This window comes from Streptomyces beijiangensis (assembly GCF_017315755.1).
Lineage (GTDB): Bacteria > Actinomycetota > Actinomycetes > Streptomycetales > Streptomycetaceae > Streptomyces > Streptomyces beijiangensis.
In genome coordinates this window covers 1-22,094 of sequence record NZ_JAFLRJ010000145.1, presented here as the reverse complement: position 1 = coordinate 22,094, position 22,094 = coordinate 1, and the positions used below count along the sequence as shown (strand labels likewise).

Genomic DNA, 22,094 nt, shown 5'->3' with positions numbered 1-22,094 from the left:
CCCCCGGAATCCCGGGAAAACCCCGGGTTTCCGGGGGGTGCGATCACGGGAAGTACACGGGGTGGCACCCGATGAGCGTGACATTCGGACCGTGTACGGTCCCGATCGCCATCCAAACTGATCACTCCAGAGGGATCCGGTTGGGTGTCGATTGAGTAACAGACCTTGATGTGAGGCAAAATCTCCGCCTCAGGTCGGGCACAAGTCCGGCCTCTCACGCGTTACGTGCGCTGAGACACCGCAGACACCCAGAGGGGGAGAGCGACTAAATGGCTACGGATTACGACACCCCACGCAAGACCGACGATGACGTCAATGAGGACAGCATCGAAGAGCTCAAGGCTCGTCGGAACGACAAGTCGACTTCGGCAGTAGACGTCGACGAGTTCGAGCAGGCCGAAGGCCTGGAGCTGCCCGGTGCGGACCTCTCCAACGAGGAGCTGTCCGTACGAGTCCTGCCGCGGCAGGCGGACGAGTTCACCTGCATGAGCTGCTTCCTCGTGCATCACCGCAGTCAGCTGGCCCGCGAGAAGAACGGCCAGCCGATCTGCCGCGACTGCGACTGAGGTCTGGTCGGCCGTGACAGACGCGACACCGTCCCGGAAGCGAGGCTTCCGGCGCAAGGGGTCACCCGGGGCACCACAGGGCGGCACAGGCCCGGCAGAAGGCGTAGCAGCGCCTGCCGAGCCCTCCGCCCTGACGCCCTCGGAGCGTGAGCAGGGCGTACAGGGCGGGTCCGGGACCGGGACCCGCCGCCTGGACGCCCTGAAGCACGGTGTGAAGAAGAGTGGTGACGGCGCGAGAGCAGGGCTTGCGTACATCGCCGACAGAATCATCGAGAACGCGCCCCGGATCCCGGTGCGCGATCTCGCGACCCTGCGGAAACACTTCCCGGGCCTGGGCCCGGAAGAGATCGCCGACAAGCTCGTCACCGGAGCTGCCGCGGCGACCTCCACCGTCGGCGCGGGCATCGGCGCGGCGGCGATGCTCCCCGTACCGCCCGCGATGCCGGCCGAGCTGGCCGCGGAGATCACCGGCGTGGCCGCGATCGAGATGAAGCTCATCGCCGAGCTGTACGAGGTCTACGGCCTGCGCCCGCCCGGCAGCCTCAAAGAGCGCACCACCGTCTACCTCAGCTCCTGGTCGGGCGAGCGCGGCATCGACGTGACGAAACCGTCGACGCTCAACATGGCGCTCGGCGGCCAGATGAAGCGCGAGCTGCGCCAGCAGATCATGAAGCGGATGATCCGCGACCTGCCGAACCTGGTGCCGTTCATGGTGGGTGCGGCCGTCGGCGCCGTGATGAACCGGCGCGACACCAAGAAGCTCGCCGCACGCATTCGCAAGGACCTGCGCAAGGGCCAGATCCCGTGGGACGCGCTGCCCGCGCTGCCCCCGCTGGAGCGGATCGAGGAGCCCGTACGCCTGAACGGCCCCGAGGACCCCCGGGGCCCCAGGGCGCTGGACGGCTAGGGCTGGGGCCCGCTGGGAGCTAGGCGGCGCGTACGGCTGCGAGTGCGGCCTTGAGCGCCTCGGGGTGGCGCGTGGAGAGATAGGCGTAGGGCGTCGGGTCGGCCGGATCGGTGATCTCGACCTTCAGCGCCGTCGGGATGTAGGCGCGCAGCAGCATGAACGCCCTGGTGTCGGCCTTGTACGAGCGCCAGGCGCGCGCCTCCTCCGCGTCCAGCACCTCCGCGTCGCCCAGCGCCGAGAGCGGGATCTTCGCCTCGCCCGCGACCAGCGAGTCCGCGACGATACGGATGCGCATCGAGCCGTACGCGCTCACGACCACGCCCGCGACCGCGGTGCCGCCGACCAGCCCGCCGAGCAGCGGCAGAGTGCCGAGCGGCAGGAACATCAGTGCGCACGCGAAGCCCACGAGCAGGCTGATGAACCACCACGAACGGGGTGCGGTGAGGCGTTCTTCGTAAGGCTGCATGAACCCAAGCTTGGCACGGCACTCGGAGCACCGGTACGCGCAGGTAGGGTCTGCGTCTGTGACAGGAACAACTGCAGCGCTGACGCCCCCGGCCGACGCCATAGCGCCGGTGCGGCACGCCGATGCCCCCGCCCCCGGCGAGCTTCTCGGCGCGCACTACGGACACTGCTTCGGCTGCGGCGACCAACAGCCCCACGGACTGCATCTCCAGGCGCGCGCCGGCGACGGCGTACGGGTGTCCGCCGAGTTCACGGTGCAGGCCGCCCACCAGGGCGCCCCCGGGCTCGCGCACGGCGGCATCCTCGCCACCGCGCTGGACGAGACGCTCGGCTCGCTGAACTGGCTGCTGCGGGTCATCGCGGTGACCGGCCGTCTCGAGACCGACTTCGTCCGGCCCGTGCCGGTCGACACCGTGCTCCACCTGGAGGCCGAGGTCACCGCCGTGCACGGGCGGAAGATCTACTCCCGGGCCGTGGGACGGATCGGCGGCCCCGAGGGGCCCGTCGCGGTCCGCGCCAAGGCTCTGTTCATCGAGGTCAAGGTCGAGCACTTCACGCAGAACGGCCGGCCCGAGGAGATCCGGGCGGCTATGGACGACCCGGACCAGATCAGGCGCGTACGTGCCTTCGAGGTGAACCCCTGATGCGTAACCCCGTAGATGTACTCATCCGCCGAGTGGACCCCGAGGTACCGATCCCCGCGTACGGGCACCCCGGCGACGCCGGAGCGGATCTGGTGACCACGGAAGCGGCCGAACTCGCCCCGGGCGAAAGGGCGGTGCTGCCCACCGGAGTGTCTGTCGCTCTCCCGGACGGGTACGCGGCCTTCGTGCACCCGCGATCCGGTCTCGCCGCCCGCTGCGGAGTGGCCCTGGTGAATGCCCCGGGGACGGTTGATGCCGGGTACCGTGGGGAGATCAAGGTGATCGTGGTCAATCTCGACCCGCGCGAAAGCGTGCGGTTCGAGCGATTCGACCGGATTGCCCAACTGGTCGTCCAGCAGGTCGAGAAGGTGCGCTTCCACGAGGTGGCGGAACTTCCCGGCTCGGCGCGGGCCGAGGGGGGCTTCGGTTCCACCGGCGGTCATGCCGCGGTGGGCGGCACACAGGGTGGGAATCGATACGCTTCGGTCGTATCCGACCGGGAAGGACAGTGACGTGTTCGGACGTCGCAAGAAGAACGGTTCCGACGAGGACCTGGCGGGCGAGGCCGAGCAGTTCGTCGACGACGCCGGTGACGACGCCGGGCAGGCCCCGCGCGTAGCGCTGGAGCCCGCTCCGCGTCCCGACGGGCCGTGGGACCACACCGAGGTCTCCGAGCCCGGTGAGGGCCGCGTGGACCTGGGCGGACTTTTCGTGCCCGGGGTGGAGGGCATGGAGCTGCGGGTCGAGGTCGCGGGTGACGCGATCGTCGCGGCCACCGTCGTCCTGGGCGACAGTGCCGTACAGCTGCAGGCCTTCGCCGCGCCCAAGCGCGAGGGCATCTGGAGCGAGGTGCGCGAGGAGATCGCCACCGGCATCACCCAGCAGGGTGGTGTGATCGACGAGATCGAGGGCCCGCTGGGCTGGGAGCTGCGCGCGCAGGTCCCCGTACAGCTGCCCGACGGGACCAACGGGGTGCAGCTGGTGCGCTTCGTGGGCATCGACGGCAAGCGCTGGTTCCTGCGCGGGGTCATCTCCGGCCAGGGCGCGGTGCAGCCGCAGGCCGCCGGGGTTCTCGAGCAGATCTTCCGGGACACCGTGGTGGTACGGGGCGAGGGGCCGATGGCGCCGCGCGATCCGATCGTCCTCAAGCTCCCGGAAGACGCGCAGATGATGCCCGACGGCGTCCAGCAGGAGGACCAGGAGGGCTCGCGCTTCTCCGGTGGCATGGGACAGCTCCAGCGCGGTCCGGAGATCACCGAGGTCCGCTGACCCCGGAGCAGTAGCAGTACCAGCAGTCGACGGCCGGTGGCCCGCACGCCCCTTTCGAGGGGGATGCGGGCCACCGGCCTTTTCCGGCCCGCGCCAGGGCTCTTGCCCTGACGGTTTCCCGTACACATACTGATCCGATCATCCATGAGGTCTGGACCAGTTGGGGGTACTGGGAGGGTGAGCACCACCGCTGTCAAGGCCACGCAGCCTGGGGCGGGGCACCGCCGGGGGCTGCCGCAGATGCTGCGCCGCTGCGGCCATCACGGGGCCGTCCTCGTGGCCGCCGCCCTCACCGTCCTCGTCTCGGGAACCGTCCTCGCCGCGCTGGCCGTGCTCGCCGGCGGGGCGGTGGAGAGCGGGGCGCAGGAGCGGCTCGCCGCCGATCCGGACTCCGTGGTCAAGGTCTTCGCCAAGTACCGCGCGGACGGGCTCGCGCCTGCCGATGCCGCCGTGCGCGGTGCGCTTGCCGGGGCTTTCAAGGATGTGCCCGTACGGACCTATCCGGCACTCCGCGCCCCCTCCGCACGCTCCATGGACCTGGCCGTCGTCGGGCCGGGCGGCAAGCCCCTCGGGAGCGAGGCCGTCGGGGTCGTGGCCTTCCAAGGGGCCGCCCGGCACGCCGAGTTGGTGGCCGGGCGGTGGCCCGCCCCCGGGAGCGGGACCGAAGTTCCGGCCGCGCTGGAGCGGAGCCTCGCCGGGCGGCTGCACCTCGGTGTGGGTGACACCCTCCGGCTCTCGGGCGCCAAGGCCACGCCCGTCGTCCTCAAGGTCACCGGGCTCTACCGGGGCAACGGGCGCGACCCCGGCGTCTGGGCCTCGCTCACCAGCGCGTCACGCGGCGTCGACAGCCTGGCCGTCGTACCCGAGGCCTCCTTCCGCGCCCACCCCGGACTCGCCGGCGACGCGCTGGCCGCATGGATCGGGGTGCCCGACATCGGGCGTCTCGGGGTCGGGGAGATCCAGCCCCTGAACCGGCGGCTCGCCGCCTTCGAGGAGAGCGACCGCCGGCACGCCGTCTTCCACGGCGCCACCCCCGCGCTGGAGTCCATGGCCGTCAGCGCGCCTCTGACCGAGGCCATCGACCGCATCGGCACGCCGATGGTCGTCGCCCGTTCCGGGCTCTACATCCCGGCCGCGCTGCTCGCCGCGCTCGCCGCCGCCACCCTCGTGCTGACCGCCCGTCAGGTCGCCGAGCACCGGCGGGCGGACACCGCGCTGCTCGGTGCGCGCGGAGCCGGTGCGGCACGGCTGATCTGGTCGGCCGCCGCCGAATGGGCGGTGGTGGCGGTGCCCGCCGCGCTGGCCGCGCCCTTCCTCGCCGGTCCGCTTCTCTCCGTACTCGACCGTGCGGGCCTGCTGCCGGGGGAGGTGCCGCACTCCGCGCTGACCACGGTGGGCTGGGCGGCCGCCCTCGTCGCGCTCGCGCTGCACGGGATCGCCACGCTGGGGCCCGTCCTGAGCGCCGCCCGCGACCGCAGCGCCGTCGCCAAGCTGCGGCAGCGCGGAGCCAAGTCGGCCGCCTTCCAGCGGGCGGGCACCGACCTGGTCCTCGCTGCCGTCGCCGTACTCGGCTGGCTTCAGCTCCGGCGCTACCACTCGCCGGTGAGCGGCAACGGCACGGTCGACCCCGTGCTCGTCCTGGTGCCCGTCGTCGTGACCGTCGCCGCCACGCTGCTCACCCTGCGGCTGCTGCCCTTCGCCGAGTACGGGGCCGCCTGGCTCGCCCGGCGCAGCGCGGGACTCGTGCTGCCGCTCGGCGGCTGGCAGGTCAGCCGGCGCGCCACCCGCCAGGCCGGCCCCGCCCTGCTGATGGTGCTCGCACTGGCCGTGGGAGCGCTGACCACCTCGGCGCTCGTCATGCTCGACCGCAGCAACACCGACCGGGCGCGCTTCCAAGTGGGCGCCGACCTGCGGGTGCAGCCCGACGAGTTCACCGCGGGTGCGGTCAGCGGGCCCGCACGGCACAGCGCGTACAGCGCCCTGCCGGGCATCACGGCCGCGACGCCCGTCGTCGATGTGCCGGTGGCCGTCGCGGGCGACAGTGCGGGCGTCACCGCGATCGACACCCAGGCCGTCTCGCCCACCCTGGGGCGTGAGGCGGGGGCCGTGCCCGCGCTCCGCGGCGACCTCAAGGGCAAGGACACGGCGCAGCAGATCGCGGCGCTCGGCAACCGGGTGCCGGAGGACGGGTTCGTCCTCCCCGGGCGGCCCACCTCGCTCGCACTGGACCTGAATCTCGACGCGACCGGGCCTGCCGGCAGGCCGACGCCCCAGCTCACGCTGACCATCGAGGACGGCGCCGGTCTCGCCGACACCGTACGGACCGCACTGCCGCTCCCGTCCGGCGAGCGCAGGACCGTGACCGTCCCGCTGGGCAAACCGGGCGGGGCCCGCTACTACCCACTGCGGATCACCAGAATGGCCATCGAGCTGCCGAGTGAACCCACCCGCAGGACCTACGAGTTGAGGCTGCACGCCATCCGCTCCGACGGAGCGCCCGGCCGTACGCCCGACCGGATGCAGTGGCGCAGTCTGCTCGCCCACCAGGTGGACCCGGCCAGTGCGGGCTGCCCCGGGACGAGCCCGGTGCCGCGCAGCACGCTGGAGGCCTCCCTCTGCGGGCTCAAGGACGTCTCGGGCGGCGAGGTTCTGGACGCCGTGCTCCGCGGGCCCGATGCGAGCCTCCGCGTCGCGTCGGGGGCGGTGGAGCTGGGACCCCTGTGGATCGGCGCCGCACCCGTGCCGGCGCTCGCGAGCGACGCGATGATCGCCGGCGGCCTGGTCAAGGTCGGTGAGACCGTCACGCTGGACACGTTCAACGGCGTACGGGTGACCTTCAAGGTCACCGGGAGGATCGCGGCGGTGCCGGGGTTCCCGCACGGGCAGGGGCGGCTCCTGGTCGACTCGCGGGCGTTCGCCGCCGCGGTCGTCCAGACGGGGGCCGTCCAGTTCGGCGAGTCCTTCTGGTGGCTCTCGGCGAAGGACGGCGACGCGGCGGCCGCGGCCGGGGCGGTACGCGGCAGGCAGGCGCTCGGTACGGGAACCGATGTGCGGTCCGTACAGAGGCAGTTGGAGGGCGACCCGCTGCAGCACGGCAGCCGTGGCGTACTGGTCCTCTGCCTCCTCGTCGCCCCGCTCTTCGCGGTGATCGGCTTCACCATGCACGCCGTGCAGTCGACCAGGGAGCGGCGCCGCGAGTTCGCGCTGCTACGGGCCATCGGCGTACGCAAGGGGCAGCTGACCGGGCTGCTGTGGACCGAACAAGTACTGATCGCGGTGATCGCGGTCCTCCTCGGCTCGGCCATCGGCTCGGCGCTCGCCGGGCTCGTCATGCCGCTGGTGACCGTGGACGACCAGGGGCAGCAGGTCTTCCCGACGATGCTCGCCACGGTCCCCTGGGGGCGGGTCGCCCTCACCGCGCTGGGCACGGCCGTGGTGATCAGTGTGACCGTGACGGTCATGTCGCGGATGCTGTCGCGCGTCGATCTGGTCCGTGTCATGAGGGCGGGGGAGCGATGAACGTGCGATGGGCTCTGCGCGAGATACGGGCGGGAGCCGCCCTGCAGGTCTGCCTCGCGCTGCTGGTGGCGATCCTCGCCACCACCGCGCTGGCCGGACCTCCGCTGCTCGACCGGTGGGCCGGGTCCGCGCTCGGTCAGCGCGTCACACGGGCGCAGGAGGACGGGCCGCTCCTGGTGCACTCGACCACGGCGAGTCCCCCGATGCAGGACGCCTTCTTCGACGACACCGGTCAGGGGGACGATCCCATGTCGGCCGGAGTGCTGGCAGACCAGCTGAACCGGGTGTCCCGGGCGATACGCGACAAGGCTCCCGAACCGCTGCGCGGCCGGCTGAGGCCCGGGCCGGTCAGCATCGAACTGCCGTCCGCCGCGCTCCCCGTGCCCGTGGGCGCCGACTCCGCCCGTGCGTCCCGACTCTCCCTGCTGTACGCGTCCGACGCGCCCGGCGCCCCCTCGTACACCCAGGGGCGCCCGCCGGGGAAGGCGCCCGCGCTCGACCCCAAGGAGAAGCTGCCGGTCGAGATTGCGGTCTCCGAGGCCACCGGGCGTGCGCTCGGGCTGACGGTCGGCACGCGCACGAAACTGTCCGACCGGGGATTCGACGCGGATGTCGTCGTGGTCGGCATCTTCCGTTCCGCGGAGGGCCGTTCGCCGGTGAGCCGCCGGCAGCCGTCGTTGGACGGGCCGCTGCAGGAGGAGATCGGCGGGGTCACGATCCAGCACGCCACCGCCCTCCTCGACCCCACCGGCATGGAGGTGCTCCAGCGGCGCAACAGAATCGACTTCACCGTGATCTGGCGGATCAAGGTGGATCTGCCCGAGCGTGCGGCCGTGGACACGGTGGTGCACGGCGGGCTGCCCGCACTGCGGCGGGCGGCCGGCCGCTACCAGCAGAACGCGGAGCTCGGACTCTGCGAAACGGTGCGCAGCGACCCCTTCTGCGCCATGGGGCAGAACCTGGTCACCCCGCTGCAGACCGTCAACCAACTCACCCCGGTCTTCGACCGGTTCGCCACCCAGCAGGTGCAGGCCCGGTCGCTCTCCTCCTTCGCGATCGCCGGGCTGCTCGCCGTGGCGCTCGGCACCGTCGCGGTGGCGGCCCGGCTCGCCGTACGGCGCAGGCGCACCGCCGACCTGCTGCAGCGGGCGCGCGGCGCCACTGCGCTGGACGTCACCCGCGCCCGGCTCCTGGAGATGGCTCCCGCCGTGCTCGTGGGAGCCGCCGCCGGGTACGGGATCACCCGGCTCCTGCTGCCGGGCTCCGCCGCACTCCCGTACGGCTACGCGCTCGCCGTGACGGCCCTGGCGTGGGCAGCCGTACCGCTGCTCACCTGGATTTCCGTACGAGAACAGGCGCCGCGCCGCCGCAGGGGACGCAGTGACGGGGCCGGGCTCGCCCAGAACCGCAGGCTGCTCGCCGAGGCCGCCGTGGTGCTGGTCGCCGTCGCCTCGGTCGCCGCGCTGCGGTCACGGGGCGCGGGGGAGTCGGCCGGTGGGGTCGATCCCCAACTGGCCGCCGTACCCGTGCTGCTGGGCCTGGTCGCCGTCATGGTCCTGGCCCGCCTCTATCCGCTTCCGCTGCGCAGCCTCGCCGCGCGGGCGCGCCGCAGCCGGGGGCCTGTCGGCTTCCTGGCGCTGGCCCGCACCGGGCGGGCGGCGGCGGGCCACGGGCTCGCGCTGCTCGTGCTGATCCTCACCCTGGCCACCGCGGTCTTCGGCGGCCTCGTCGCGGACACCGTCAGCCAGGGCCGCGAACAGGCCGCCGCCTGGAACGCGGGCGGGGACGCGGTGGTGGTCGACAACACGCCACCGCCCGCCGAGAGCCCGGGCACCGCCACCGTCGGCGTGGACACGGGCGACGATCCGGCGGCCCGAACCCTGTCCCGTATCAAGGGTGTTGAGCGTGTCGTCTCCGTACGGCAGGCCACCGCGTCGCTCGCCGGGGCCACCGACGGGCGCTTCCGCGACCCCGTCGACCTGGTGGGCGTCGACTCCGCCGCGCTGCAGCGGGCCGCGCCCGGTTCGGCCGCCGCCCGCGCCCTGCGCGACGCGGAGATCGGCGGCTCCGCGGCAGGGCCGCTGCCCGTGCTCGCCTCCGCCGACGTGGCGAAGGCGTACGCGGGCAAGACCCTGGCGCTGGGCGAACTGCGCGGCGCCACGGTCTCGGTCCGTATCGTCGGCGCGCTTCCGGCCGCCGCCGGGCGCGACCCCGCCCTGGGCCCCGTGCGCGCCGACGCCCACGCACCGCTGCTGCTCGCCGACGTCCGCTCGCTGGGAGCCCTGCAGCCCACCGACATCACGCACCGGGCGCTGCTCCTGTACGGACACGACCTGGACGCGGCCGCCCTGCGGGCCGCCGCCCAGCGCACCGTCGGCCCCACCGCCCAGGTCGTGCTCCACGCCGACGAGCTGAACCGCCTGCGCAAGGACGGACTGCTGACGTCCGTCCTCGACGCCTACGCCGTCTGCGGAGCCCTCGGCATCCTCCTCGCACTCCTCGCGGTGATCCTGGAGCTGCTCCTCACCGCGGACGAACGAGCGCGCACCGCCGCCTACTTGAGGATGCTCGGCCTCGGCGGCCGCCCCGTGGCCCTCCTCCACTTCCTGGAACTCCTGCCGCTGGCCGTGGCCGCGGCCGTCGGCGGCACCGCGCTCGGACTGCTGCTGCCCGCGGCGCTCGGACCCGCCCTGAACCTGGGAGAGTTCACCGGGGGCCCGACGGCCCCTGTCCTGCATACCGACTACGGGCTGACGACACTGCTCACCCTGGGCCTCGGCGCCCTCGTCCTGGCGGCGGTGGCGATCGACGCCGTACGCGGCAGGCGGCGCAATCTCGGCTCGGTGCTACGACTCGGGGAGACCCTGGCATGACCGACGTACTCGAAGGCGGCATACCCGCACCGCACGCGGACCCCGGCAGTCCGCTGATCCGGTGCGAGAACCTGGTCCGCATCTTCTGGGCCGAACAGGTCGAGGTGCAGGCGCTCCAGGGTCTCGATCTCTCCGTACCCCAGGGCGAGTTGCTCGCGGTCGTCGGCGCGTCGGGATCCGGCAAGTCCACGCTGCTGGGCATACTCTCCGGCCTCGACGTGCCGACCGCGGGGACCGCCACCGTCGACGGCTTCGACCTGCTGGCGATGAAGCGCCGCGACCGGGTCGCCTTCCGCCGCCACACCGTCGGCTTCGTCTGGCAGCAGACGGCGCGCAACCTCTTCCCGTACCTCAGCGCGCTGGAGAACGTCATGCAGCCCATGGCGTACACGGGCCGAAAGCTGCGCGCCCGGCGGGCCCGTGCCGCCGAGCTCCTCGACCTCTTCAACATCGGTTACGCGGCCGACCGCCGCCCCGACGCCCTCTCCGGCGGCGAACAGCAGCGCGTGGCCATCGCGGTGGCCGTCGCCAACGACCCCCGTGTCCTCTTCGCCGACGAGCCCACCGGCGAGCTCGACACCGAGACCGCGAACGAGGTCTTCGGCGCACTGCGCCGCGCCAACGCCGAGCTCGGCACCACCATCGTCGTCGTCACGCACGACGCGATGGTCTCCGAACAGGTGCGGCGCACCGTCGGCATCCGCAACGGTCGCACCTCGTCGGAGGTGCTGCGCGACCACGAGGCGCAGGTCTCGGAGGAGTTCGCGGTCCTGGACCGCAACGGCCGCCTCCAGCTGCCGCGCGAGCACATCGAGCGGTACGGGCTCAAGGACCGGGTCCGGCTCAGCACCGAGACCGACCACCTGGGCATCTGGGCCGACGCCGGAGCCCAAGCATTGCCCGAAACCGGGGGCGGCGGCGATACTGGCGCCCGATCGCAGCACCGTACGGGGGAGTGACCATGACCGAGAGCACCAGAGGCAAGTCCGGGACGGCCGTGGCCGAGGATCCGTCCGGCCGCCCGATGATCGAGGTGGAGAGCCTGCACCGGTCGTACGGGACCGGGCCCGCCGCCGTCCACGCCCTGCGCGGGGTCTCCTTCGACGTACCGCGCGGCGAGCTTGTCGCCCTCAAGGGGCGCTCGGGCTCCGGCAAGACGACTCTGCTCAACCTGGTCGGCGGGCTCGACAGCCCGGACGAGGGCCGGATCACCGTGGACGGCACCGACCTCTCGGGCCTCGGCGAGAACGGTCTCCTGGAGCTGCGCCGCGACCGTATCGGCTTCATCTTCCAGTCCTTCGGCCTGATCCCCATCCTCTCCGCCGCCGAGAACGTCGGCGTCCCCATGCGCCTGCGCAAGACCGACCCGCGCGAACGCGAGGAGCGCGTCGAGCTGCTGCTCTCCCTGGTCGGCCTGGCCGACCACGCCCAGCAGCGCCCCGGCGAGCTCTCCGGCGGCCAGCAGCAGCGCGTCGCCATCGCCCGCGCGCTCGCCAACAAGCCGGCGCTCCTGATCGCGGACGAGCCGACAGGACAGCTGGACGCGGAGACCGGGCTCGCGGTGATGGAGCTGCTGCGCGCGGTCGTACGGAGCGAGGGCGTGACGGTGCTCGTGGCCACCCACGACAACCAGCTGCTGAGCCTGGCCGACCGGGTGCTCGAACTGAGCGACGGACACATCGTCGAGCACAGCTGAGCCGGGCGGACGCGTCAGAGAGACGTCAAGAGGATCATCACTGCCACCTCTTGCCCGGAATGCCCGTTTCTTTCACCGTAAAGTCAAGGCATGGCACGCGGGAAGCTCCGGATATATCTCGGCTCGGCACCGGGCGTCGGCAAGACGTACGCGATGCTGTCCGAGGCGCACCGCCGTATGGAGCGCGGCACGGACTGCGTCGTCGCCTTTGTCGAGCACCACGGCAGGCCGCGCACCGAGGTGATGCTGCACGGCCTTGAGCAGATCCAGCGCCGGGAGATCGAGTACCGCGGGACCGTTTTCACCGAGATGGACGTGGACGCGGTCCTGGAGCGCAAACCTGCCGTCGCCCTCGTGGACGAGCTGCCGCACACCAACGTCCCCGGCTCCCGCAACACCAAGCGCTGGCAGGACGTCGAGGAGCTGCTCGCCGCAGGGATCGACGTCGTCTCCACCGTCAACATCCAGCACCTGGAATCGCTGGGCGACGTCGTCGAGTCGATCACCGGCGTACGGCAGCGGGAGACCGTCCCCGACGAGGTCGTGCGACGTGCGGACCAGATCGAGCTCGTCGACATGTCGCCCCAGGCGCTGCGCCGCCGTATGGCGCACGGCAACATCTACACCTCCGACAAGGTCGACGCGGCCCTCTCCAACTACTTCCGCCCCGGCAACCTCACCGCCCTGCGCGAACTCGCGCTGCTCTGGCTGGCCGACCGGGTCGACGAATACCTCCAGCAGTACCGCGGCGAGCACAACATCCGCGCCACCTGGCAGGCCCGCGAACGCATCGTCGTCGGCCTCACCGGCGGCCCCGAGGGGCGCACGCTGATACGCCGCGCCGCCCGGATGGCGGCCAAGGGGTCAGGCAGCGAGATCCTCGCCGTGTACGTCGCCCGGAGCGACGGGCTGACCTCCGCGTCCCCCAAGGAGCTCGCGGTCCAGCGGACCCTGGTCGAGGACCTGGGCGGAACGTTCCACCACGTCATAGGCGACGACATCCCGCCCGCGCTCCTGGAGTTCGCACGCGGCGTCAACGCCACCCAGATCGTCCTCGGCTCCAGCCGCCGCAAGGCCTGGCAGTACATCCTGGGCCCCGGCGTCGGCCAGACCGTGGCCCGCGACTCCGGGCCCGACCTGGACGTCCACATCGTCACCCACGACCACGTCGCCAAGGGACGCGGGCTGCCCGTCGCCCGCGGCGCACGGCTCGGCAAGGTGCGGATCATCTGGGGCTGGCTGGCCGGGGTCGCGGGCCCGGCACTCCTCGCCGTCCTGCTCACCAACAGCAGCGCCGACCTCGGCCTCGCCAACGACATGCTGCTCTTCCTGTCCCTGACGGTGGCCTCGGCCATGCTCGGCGGCCTGCTGCCCGCGCTCGCGTCGGCGGCCTTCGGCTCGCTGCTGCTCAATTACTTCTTCGCCCCGCCGCTGCACCGGTGGACGATCTCCGACCCCAAGAACATCGTCGCCATCGTGATCTTCGTATCGGTGGCGGTCGCGGTCGCCTCCGTGGTCGACCTGGCCGCCCGCCGCACCCACCAGGCCGCCAGGCTGCGCGCCGAGTCCGAGATCCTCTCCTTCCTCGCGGGCAGCGTGCTGCGCGGCGAGACGACCCTGGACGCCCTTCTGGAGCGCGTACGGGAAACCTTCGCCATGGAGTCCGTGGTCCTTCTGGAGCGCGCGAGCGACGTCGACCCCTGGACCTGCGCGGGCAGCGTCGGACCCCGGCCGCTCGCCCGGCCCGAGGACGCCGATGTCGACATGCCGATCGGCGACAACATGGCGCTGGCCCTCTCCGGGCGCGTACTGCCCGCCGAGGACCGCCGGGTGCTCGGCGCCTTCGCCGCCCAGGCCGCTGTCGTACTGGACCGCCAGCGCCTCGTCGGCGAGGCCGAGGAGGCCCGCCGCTCCGCCGAGGGCAACCGCATCCGCACCGCCCTGCTGGCCGCCGTCAGCCACGACCTGCGTACCCCGCTCGCCTCCATCAAGGCGGCCGTCAGCTCGCTGCGCTCCGAGGACATCCAGTGGTCGGACGAGGACGAGGCCGAGCTCCTCGCGGGAATCGAGGAGGGCGCGGACCGCCTCGACCACCTGGTGGGCAACCTCCTCGACATGTCCCGGCTGCAGACCGGCACCGTGACGCCCCTGATCCGCGAGATCGACCTCGACGAGGTGGTCCCGATGGCGCTCGGCGGCGTACCGGAAGGCAGCGCGGAGCTCGACATCCCCGAGTCTCTGCCGATGGTCGCGGTGGACCCGGGCCTGCTGGAGCGGGCCGTCGCCAACATCGTCGAGAACGCCGTGAAATACAGCCCCGACGGTGAGCCCGTACAGGTCTCCGCCAGCGCCATGGCCGACCGCGTGGAGGTCCGGGTCACCGACCGCGGCCCCGGCGTCCCCGACGACGCCAAGGACAAGATCTTCGAGCCCTTCCAGCGGTACGGCGACGCCCCGCGCGGCGCCGGTGTGGGCCTCGGCCTGGCCGTCGCCCGTGGATTCGTCGAGTCCATGGGAGGCACGCTCACCGCCGAGGACACCCCCGGCGGCGGCATGACCATGGTCCTCACCCTCAAGGCGGTACAGGGCTACACCTACGCCCCCGCCGATCTCCCCGCCCAGGTCACCTCATGACCCCTCCGACAGCAGAAAGCAGGAATGCCATGACCCGGGTCCTGGTGGTCGAGGACGAGCCGCAGATCGTCCGCGCCCTCGTGATCAACCTCAAGGCGCGGAAGTACGAGGTCGACGCGGCCCCCGACGGCGCCACCGCCCTCCAGCTCGCCGCCGCGCGCCACCCCGACGTGGTCGTCCTCGACCTCGGTCTGCCCGACATGGACGGCGTCGAGGTGATCAGGGGCCTGCGCGGCTGGACCCGTGTCCCGATCCTCGTGCTCTCCGCACGCCACACCTCCGACGAGAAGGTCGAGGCGCTCGACGCGGGCGCCGACGACTACGTCACCAAGCCCTTCGGCATGGACGAGCTCCTCGCCCGGCTGCGCGCCGCGGTCCGCAGGGCCGAGCCGGTCGGCGGCGCGGACGGCGACGGCGAGAACGTCTCACTGGTCGAGACAGAAGGTTTCACCGTCGACCTCGCCGCGAAGAAAGTCCACCGGGAGGGCAGGGACGTGCGCCTGACCCCGACCGAATGGCACCTCCTTGAGGTACTCGTACGGAATACGGGCCGTCTGGTCAGCCAGAAGCAGCTGCTCCAGGAGGTCTGGGGGCCTTCGTACGGCACAGAAACCAACTATCTGCGGGTGTACATGGCTCAGCTGCGGCGCAAGCTGGAGACAGACCCCTCTCACCCCCGGCACTTCGTCACCGAGCCGGGAATGGGTTACCGCTTCGAGCGTTAGGCTTCCCGTATGAGCGCTAAGCCGACCGGCCGCTTTCGCCGGATGATCGACAGGCTGTCGTCGTCCCAGGAAGACTTGCACTCCGCGGAGCTGCAGGAGGACACACAGGCCACCGGGTGCACCCGTATCACGGACTGTGGAGACCGGCAGATCGTCAAGGTGACTGGTACCTTGCGCACGGTCACCCTGCGCCCTCGGGCGGGCGTGCCCGCCCTGGAGGCCGAGCTGTTCGACGGCACGGCCCCGCTGGACGTGGTGTGGCTGGGCCGGCGCTCCATCGTGGGCATAGAGCCGGGCCGCAAACTGATCGCCTCCGGCCGGATCTCCATGAGCCACGGCCGCAGGGTGCTCTTCAATCCCAAGTACGAACTGCGACCGCTCGGACAGGAGTAGCCGGTGACGTCGATCGACAAGCCGACCACCACACCGGATCAGCAGGACAGCCACACCTCCGCCTCCGCCGACGCCGACGCGAAAGCCGTCACGGAAGCGGCGCTGTCCGAGGCATTCGGCGGCGTACGAGGCATGGCGGAGACGATTCTCCCCGGTCTGCTCTTCGTGATGATCTACACCATCAACCAGGACCTGCACTCCGCGGCGATCGCCGCGCTCGCGGTCTCGCTGGTGCTGGTCGCCGTGCGGCTGGTCCGCAGGGACACGGCCAAGCACGCCTTCAGCGGTGTCTTCGGGGTCGTCATCGGTGTGGTCTTCTCGATGTTCACCGGCGACGCCAAGAACTTCTACCTGCCGGGGATGCTGTACGGCGTGGGCACGGGGCTGGCGTACATCGTCTCCGCGCTGCTCGGATTCCCGCTGATCGGGCTGATCCTCGGGCCGATCTTCAAGGAGAACCTCTCCTGGCGGACCAGGAATCCCGGCCGTAAATCCGCGTACATGAAGGCGAGCTGGGCCTGGGGGCTCATCTTCCTGGCCAAGTACGCGATCCTCTTCCCGCTGTACTGGTGGGGGGACACCACGCAGTTCGGCTGGGTGGTCATCGCGCTGAAGCTGCCGCCGATGCTGCTGGCGATCTATCTGACGTGGGTCTTCCTGTCGAAGGCGCCCGCGCCCATCGACGTCTTTGCGGAGATGGAGGCGGAGGAGCAGGCGGAGAAGGCGCGGGAGGCTGCCGCCGGCCGGCAGAGCGAGGCGTAGTTCTTTTTACGCGACGAGGGCCCGGGACCTCAGTGGTCCCGGGCCCTCGTCGTGCGCCTGCGGCGGGCTTGGACCCCGCCCTGGGGGCTCCGCCCCCAGACCCCCGCTCCTCAATCGCCGGAGGGGCTTGTTTTGCCCACAGTGGCTGAGGAGGCCCGGAGGTCTGAGGCGGGAGTCAGGCCGTTTCTCGTCGTACCGACAGCAGGTCTTCCAGCTGTTCCTCGCGGGCCTGGGCGGCCACGAAGAGGAGCTCGTCGCCCGCCTCCAAGGTCTCCTCCGGGCCCGGCGTCAGGACGCGCGTGCCGCGGATGATGGTGACCAGCGAGGTGTCCTCGGGCCAGGCCACGTCGGAGACCGAGGTGCCGGCCAGCGCCGACTCCGGGGGCAGCGTGAGCTCGACCAGGTTGGCGTCGCCGTGGCTGAAGCGCATGAGCCGTACGAGATCGCCGACGCTCACCGCCTCCTCCACCAGCGCCGACATCAGACGCGGCGTGGAGACCGCGACGTCGACGCCCCAGGACTCGTTGAAGAGCCATTCGTTCTTGGGGTTGTTGACGCGGGCCACGACCCGCGGCACCCCGTACTCGGTCTTGGCGAGCAGCGAGACGACCAGGTTGACCTTGTCGTCCCCAGTCGCCGCGATCACCACATTGCAGCGTTGCAGTGCGGCCTCGTCGAGCGAGTTGATCTCGCAGGCGTCGGCGAGCAGCCACTCGGCCATCGGGACCCGTTCCACCGAGATGGCGGTCGGGGCCTTGTCGACGAGGAGAACCTCGTGCCCGTTCTCCAGGAGCTCGGCCGCGATGGAACGTCCCACGGCGCCGGCTCCGGCAATTGCGACACGCATCAGTGACCGGCCTCCTCGGGACCCTGGGCGAAGACCGCCTCGACCTTCTCCACCTCGTCCGTGTGCATCATCACGTGGACGAGGTCGCCCTCCTGGAGCACCGTCTGGGAGGTCGGCAGGACCGCCTCGCCCAGGCGCGTGAGGAAGGCGACGCGTACGCCGGTCTCCTCCTGCAGCTTGCTGATCTTGTGCCCGATCCAGGCGGCCGACGTGTGCACCTCGGCCAGCTGTACGCCGCCGCTGGGGTCGCGCCACAGCGGCTCGGCGCCGGACGGCAGCAGCCGGCGCAGCATCTGGTCGGCGGTCCAGCTGACGGTGGCGACCGTGGGGATGCCCAGACGCTGGTAGACCTCCGCACGGCGGGGGTCGTAGATGCGGGCGGCGACGTTCTCGATGCCGTACATCTCGCGCGCCACCCGGGCGGCAATGATGTTCGAGTTGTCGCCGCTGCTCACCGCGGCGAACGCGCCGGCTTCCTCGATCCCCGCCTCGCGCAGGGTGTCCTGGTCGAAGCCGACCCCGGTGACACGACGGCCGCCGAACCCTGCGCCCAGACGGCGGAAGGCCGTGGGGTCCTGGTCGATCACGGCGACCGTGTGCCCCTGTTGCTCCAGGGTCTGCGCGAGAGCGGCCCCCACTCGCCCGCAGCCCATGATGACGATGTGCATCGGGCCCCTACCTCACCCTGTCCAGCGGGGCTTTGACCTGCACGTTCATCATCTTCTGTCCTTCCGTGCCCCGGGCTGGGGCAGAAACTGGGCAACGCGGCTCGGATCTGGCGACACGACAGCACGGTGGTGCCCGCTTCGCCGTCATCCGACACGCTACCCGTACAGCCGAACGAAGCATCCGTCACGTCACGAGTCAGTGATCCCGGCCTCCCCGCTGTACGGGCGCCCGGCGCGCACCCCCCTGAAGCGCACGCCGGGCGCCGGCTCTCTCACTCCGCCGCGGCGGAGTCCCAGAGGCTGCATCCGTGCGCGGCGGCGAGGGTGGCGGAGACGGCGTTGCCGCCGGCCGACGCGGTGCGCAGCACCAGGGTGCGGTCGGGGTGGGTGCGCTGGTCAGGCATGGCGGGCTGCCCCGCGGCGCGGGGCGCGGAGCCGTGGAGGAACGAGCCCCAGTACTGCACCATCTGCCGGGCGAGGGCGCCCTGCTCGGCGTTGAGCGGCGTCGGCAGGCCGAAGTGCTTGAAGAGGTACTGGACCTCGTTCACGTGGGTCGCGCCGAAGTCGAACGTCTTTCCGGCTTCCCGGATCGAGGCGAAGGGCGGTGATGTGCGGTCGGCGAATTCGTACGCGTATACGGGTGCACCTCCTCGTCCTTGTCCTCGTCCTCGTCCTCGTTCTCGTCCCGCGAGGTTCCGGTCGAGGCGCAGGGCCGGGCAGGCCATCAGCTGGTCGCCCACGGCCGCCGCATAGGCGAGGGTCGGGGACGGATAGGCGGCCAGAGGGTAGCGGGCGAGGGCCTTGGCTCCCGTCTCCGGGCCGAAGGCCGCAGTCAGGGCGCCCGGATAGGCGGCCGCGGTCAGGGGCCTGCCCTGGCCGTCGTACGAGCCGTACGCGAAGAGGCGCCCCTCGTCCTGGTTGGCACCGTTGAGCACCGGCACGTTCGCCGCGCGTCCGGACGCGACGGCCTCGGCAGGCTGCTGCGGCAGGAACGTCCCGCCCGCCACGGGGCCCCAGTCGAAGCCCGACTGTGCCGCGAGGACCTCCTGCGCCGACTTGCCGCGCAGACAGGCCACGGTGTCCCCGGCCGAGCCGCAGCCCAGCTTCGCCGCGAAGGCCGCGCCCGCCGCGGCGGCCGTCGTCCGGGTGCGGGCCGCGCAGTCGCCGTACGCACCGCTCTCGATGATCCCTGCCCGGAACAGTCCGCGTGCCGTGGGCGAGGCGAGCTGGGTGCAGACCGAACGGCCGCCCGCGGATTCGCCCGCGACGGTGACCCGGCCGGCGTCACCGCCGAAGCGGCCGATGTTCGCGCGCACCCAGCGCAGCGCCAGCTGCTGGTCGAGCATGCCGTAGTTGCCCGAGACGCCGTCCGACGCCTCCTTGTCGAGCCCGGCCGCGGCGAGGAAACCCATCGCGCCCAGGCGGTAGTTGACGCTCACCACGACCGTGCCGGTCTGCCGCGCGAAGGCGTCGGGAACGATGTCGCTGCCCGCGCCCGCGGTCAGCCCGCCGCCGTGCAGCCACACCATGACGGGCTTGGAGCCGATGCCCTCAGGTGCGTAGATGTTGAGGTCGAGACAGTCCTCGGTGTACGTCGGGTCCTGGTAGCCGGGGTCCCAACTCGCGCTCTGCACGCAACGGTTGCTGAAGTCGGTGGCCTTGCGTACGCCCTGCCAGGACTTCGCCGGCCGCGGCTGTGCCCAGCGCAGAGCACCGACGGGCGGCTGCGCGTACGGAATGCCGAGGAACTGGCGCCCCTCCGAGGTGGACTGCCCGCGCACCCAGCCGTCCTGCGTCCGGACGAGGGTGCTGCTGTCGTGGTGCGGTGCGGCGGCCTGGGCGGGCACGGCCGCCGCGACGACCGCAGCGAGTGCGGCGACGATCATCCTCATGTCAGTTGCCCCTTCCGTGGCCGATGACAACGGCCCTGGTCAGCCTGGGATCGCGCGAGGAGGAGCCCACCCGGACGGTGCGACGGCCGGTGCCGAGCACCCAGCCGTGACGTCCCGCGTCCCAGGAGGAGAGGGTGCGGGCCGCGACGCGCACGGTGATGCGGCGGTGCTCGCCCGGCGCGAGGTGGATCCGGCGGTAGCCGGCGAGGGTGCGTACGGCCTGGTCGAGCTTCAGGTCGGGCGACCTGCCCACGTACACCTGGGCGACCTCGACTCCCTTGCGCCGCCCGGTGTTGCGCACGGTGAACCGCGCCTCGAAGCCGTCGCGGGAGGGGTGCACGGTCAGGTCCGTATAGGCGAACGAGGTGTACGAGAGCCCGTGCCCGAAGGGGAACAGTGGCTCGACGCCCTGTGCGTCGTACCAGCGGTAGCCGAGGTGGATGCCCTCGGAGTACTCCTCCCTGCCGCCCACGCCCGGGTAGCGGAGCGGGTCGCCCGCCGTGGGGTGGCGGGTGTCCGAGACCGGGAAGGACTGGGTGAGCCGGCCGCCAGGGTCGCAGTCGCCGAAGAGCACCGCGGCCGTGGCGGCGGCGCCCTCCTGGCCCGGGTAGTACATCTGCAGGACGGCGGCGACGTCGTCGAGCCAGGGCATCGTCGTCGCCGACGAGGTGTTGAGGACCACCGCGGTCCGCGGGTTGGCGGCGGCGACCGCCGCGATCAGCTGCTCCTGGTGCCCTGGGAGCGCCATCGTGGTGCGGTCCTTGCCCTCGGTGGCGTCCTCGTACGCGAAGAGGACCACGCTCCGGGCCCTGCGCGCGGCCGATACGGCCTCGGCGACATCGGCCGCCCTGGTCGCGCTGGTGATGCGGCGCAGCCGGAACGTCTGTCCCGCGTCGCCGCCCTGCGCGGTGATCTGCAGCCGGTGTCCGCCCTTGGCCAGAGCGACGGGTGCGCGGCGTATCGCCAGGCCGTCGGGCGCGGTCGAGGTCAGGCCGCCGGAGAAGTACTCGCCGTAGCCGGGCAGCACCGGGAAGAGCTCCGTCCCGTCGAGCAGCACCGTGGGGCGCACCGCGCCCGAGTAGTGGATGACGAAGGTCCACTCGTCGGCCGCGTCGACGCCCAGCGTCCCGTCGTACGTCCAGGTCTGCCCGGCGCCGACGCGACGGTCGTCGAGGTCCGTGCCCGGGGTGAGCACGCCCTGGGGCAGGGTCTTGCCGAAGAGGTCCTCGCCGAGTGCGTACGACACCCGTGCGCCGCGTCCCGCCCGTGACCTGATGGCGTCGAGGGGGCTCCCCGCGTGGTCGGGGATCACATGCGCACTGCCGCCGCCGCTGACGAACGGGACGGCGCCGGTGGGTCCGACGACCGCGATGTCATGGGCCGCTGAGCCGGTCAGGGGCAGGGCGCGGCGGGGGTTGTGCAGCAGGGTTGCGCCCGCCTCGGCGATCTCACGGGCGACCGCGGCCCCGGCCTCCGGGTCGCGCGCGGGCCGCTCGGGCACCGTACCGCCGAGCAGTCCGAAGCGGTCCATCACGCCGAGGATGCGGCGCACGCTGCGGTCGACCGACGCCTCGGGGACGCTGCCGTCCTGGACGGCCTTCTTCAGCGCGGCCCCGAAGTAGATGTCGCCCGGCATCTCCATGTCGAGGCCGGCCGCGATCGCCGCGACGGTGCTGTGCGCGGCGAACCAGTCGGTCATCACCCAGCCGTCGAAGCCCCACTGCTGCCGCAGGATCCCGGTGAGCAGCTCCTTGTTCTCGCAGGCGAAGGTCCCGTTGACCTTGTTGTACGAGCCCATCACCGCGCCCGCGCCCGCACGGACCGCCGACTCGAAGCCGCGCAGCTCCAGCTCGTGCATGGTCTGCTCGTCGGCCCGCACGTCGATGGAGTCGCGGTCCTTCTCCTGGTTGTTCAGCGCGAAGTGCTTGACGGTCGCGATCAGCCCCTCGCCCTGGATCCCGCCGATCTCCTCGGCGACCAGGTCGGAGGCGAGGAGCGGGTCCTCGCTGAAGGTCTCGAAGTTGCGTCCGGCGTAGGGGGTCCTGATGAGGTTGACCATCGGGGAGAGCAGCACGTCCTGGCCGAGCGCGCGGCCCTCGCGGCCGATGACCTCGCCGTATCTGCGTGCCAGCTGCGGATCGAAGGCGGAGGCGAGCAGGACGGGGGAGGGGAGCGCGGTGGCGTGGGCGGTGACGCGGACGCCGGCGGGTCCGTCCGCGAGGGGGGGGGGGGGG

General features: G+C 71.9%; 18 protein-coding genes. 13 read left to right on the top strand and 5 right to left on the bottom strand.

Annotated elements, in window-relative coordinates; genetic code table 11:
• Positions 1–269: 269 nt before the first annotated feature.
• Both J0695_RS15880 and J0695_RS15875 read left to right on the top strand, forming a co-directional pair.
• Positions 270–566, top strand: a complete 297-nt coding sequence (locus J0695_RS15880) for a DUF4193 domain-containing protein (protein WP_206962697.1) — start codon at positions 270–272, stop codon at positions 564–566.
• 13 nt (positions 567–579) lie between these two features.
• Positions 580–1,473 (top strand): hypothetical protein, encoded by an 894-nt coding sequence (locus tag J0695_RS15875; RefSeq protein ID WP_206962696.1) that lies wholly within the window; start codon positions 580–582, stop codon positions 1,471–1,473.
• Between the two features lie 19 nt (positions 1,474–1,492).
• On the opposite strand, the gene J0695_RS15870 is transcribed toward J0695_RS15875, so the two are convergent.
• Complete coding sequence (locus J0695_RS15870; protein ID WP_206962695.1) at positions 1,493–1,939, bottom strand: DUF3093 domain-containing protein; 447 nt, start codon at positions 1,937–1,939, stop codon at positions 1,493–1,495.
• A gap of 58 nt (positions 1,940–1,997) precedes the next feature.
• Here J0695_RS15870 and J0695_RS15865 point away from each other — a divergent pair, with 58 nt between their 5' ends.
• From J0695_RS15865 to J0695_RS15815, 11 genes are all read left to right on the top strand, one after another.
• Positions 1,998–2,582 (top strand): PaaI family thioesterase, encoded by a 585-nt coding sequence (locus tag J0695_RS15865; RefSeq protein ID WP_206962694.1) that lies wholly within the window; start codon positions 1,998–2,000, stop codon positions 2,580–2,582.
• Positions 2,582–3,094: a dUTP diphosphatase gene (dut, locus tag J0695_RS15860; RefSeq protein ID WP_206962693.1), complete on the top strand. Its 513-nt coding sequence runs from the start codon at positions 2,582–2,584 to the stop codon at positions 3,092–3,094. Before J0695_RS15865 ends, dut begins: the two co-directional genes overlap by 1 nt.
• Position 3,095: 1 nt before the next feature.
• A complete protein-coding gene (locus J0695_RS15855) occupies positions 3,096–3,851 on the top strand; it encodes a DUF3710 domain-containing protein (protein ID WP_206962692.1) in 756 nt (251 codons plus the stop codon).
• A gap of 177 nt (positions 3,852–4,028) precedes the next feature.
• Entirely contained in the window at positions 4,029–7,370 is a 3,342-nt protein-coding gene (locus J0695_RS45415) for an ABC transporter permease (RefSeq protein ID WP_206962691.1), read from the top strand.
• A complete protein-coding gene (locus J0695_RS15845; RefSeq protein WP_206962690.1) occupies positions 7,367–10,243 on the top strand; it encodes a hypothetical protein in 2,877 nt (958 codons plus the stop codon). The genes J0695_RS45415 and J0695_RS15845 overlap by 4 nt, the downstream gene beginning before the upstream one ends.
• The gene (locus J0695_RS15840) at positions 10,240–11,202 is read left to right on the top strand and encodes an ABC transporter ATP-binding protein (protein WP_206962689.1); all 963 of its coding nucleotides are present in this window, start codon (positions 10,240–10,242) and stop codon (positions 11,200–11,202) included. The genes J0695_RS15845 and J0695_RS15840 overlap by 4 nt, the downstream gene beginning before the upstream one ends.
• Positions 11,203–11,204: 2 nt before the next feature.
• Positions 11,205–11,939, top strand: coding sequence for an ABC transporter ATP-binding protein (locus J0695_RS15835; RefSeq protein ID WP_206962688.1), 735 nt, complete (start codon positions 11,205–11,207; stop codon positions 11,937–11,939).
• Positions 11,940–12,029: 90 nt separating this feature from the next.
• Complete coding sequence (locus J0695_RS15830; RefSeq protein ID WP_206962687.1) at positions 12,030–14,573, top strand: ATP-binding protein; 2,544 nt, start codon at positions 12,030–12,032, stop codon at positions 14,571–14,573.
• Between the two features lie 29 nt (positions 14,574–14,602).
• Complete coding sequence (locus J0695_RS15825; RefSeq protein ID WP_206962686.1) at positions 14,603–15,298, top strand: response regulator; 696 nt, start codon at positions 14,603–14,605, stop codon at positions 15,296–15,298.
• A gap of 42 nt (positions 15,299–15,340) precedes the next feature.
• Complete coding sequence (locus tag J0695_RS15820) at positions 15,341–15,691, top strand: OB-fold nucleic acid binding domain-containing protein (RefSeq protein WP_372445775.1); 351 nt, start codon at positions 15,341–15,343, stop codon at positions 15,689–15,691.
• Positions 15,692–15,694: 3 nt separating this feature from the next.
• The gene (locus J0695_RS15815; RefSeq protein ID WP_206962684.1) at positions 15,695–16,453 is read left to right on the top strand and encodes a DUF3159 domain-containing protein; all 759 of its coding nucleotides are present in this window, start codon (positions 15,695–15,697) and stop codon (positions 16,451–16,453) included.
• A gap of 175 nt (positions 16,454–16,628) precedes the next feature.
• Here J0695_RS15815 and J0695_RS15810 read toward each other — a convergent pair whose 3' ends face one another.
• The 4 genes from J0695_RS15810 to J0695_RS15795 form a co-directional block, all read right to left on the bottom strand.
• Positions 16,629–17,300, bottom strand: a complete 672-nt coding sequence (locus J0695_RS15810) for a potassium channel family protein (protein WP_206962683.1) — start codon at positions 17,298–17,300, stop codon at positions 16,629–16,631.
• Positions 17,300–17,968, bottom strand: a complete 669-nt coding sequence (locus J0695_RS15805; protein WP_206962682.1) for a potassium channel family protein — start codon at positions 17,966–17,968, stop codon at positions 17,300–17,302. Before J0695_RS15805 ends, J0695_RS15810 begins: the two co-directional genes overlap by 1 nt.
• Positions 17,969–18,240: 272 nt before the next feature.
• Complete coding sequence (locus tag J0695_RS15800) at positions 18,241–19,860, bottom strand: carboxylesterase/lipase family protein (RefSeq protein ID WP_206962681.1); 1,620 nt, start codon at positions 19,858–19,860, stop codon at positions 18,241–18,243.
• A gap of 1 nt (position 19,861) precedes the next feature.
• The coding region (locus J0695_RS15795) for a beta-glucosidase family protein (protein WP_206962680.1) at positions 19,862–22,094 on the bottom strand (2,233 nt) is incomplete at its 5' end.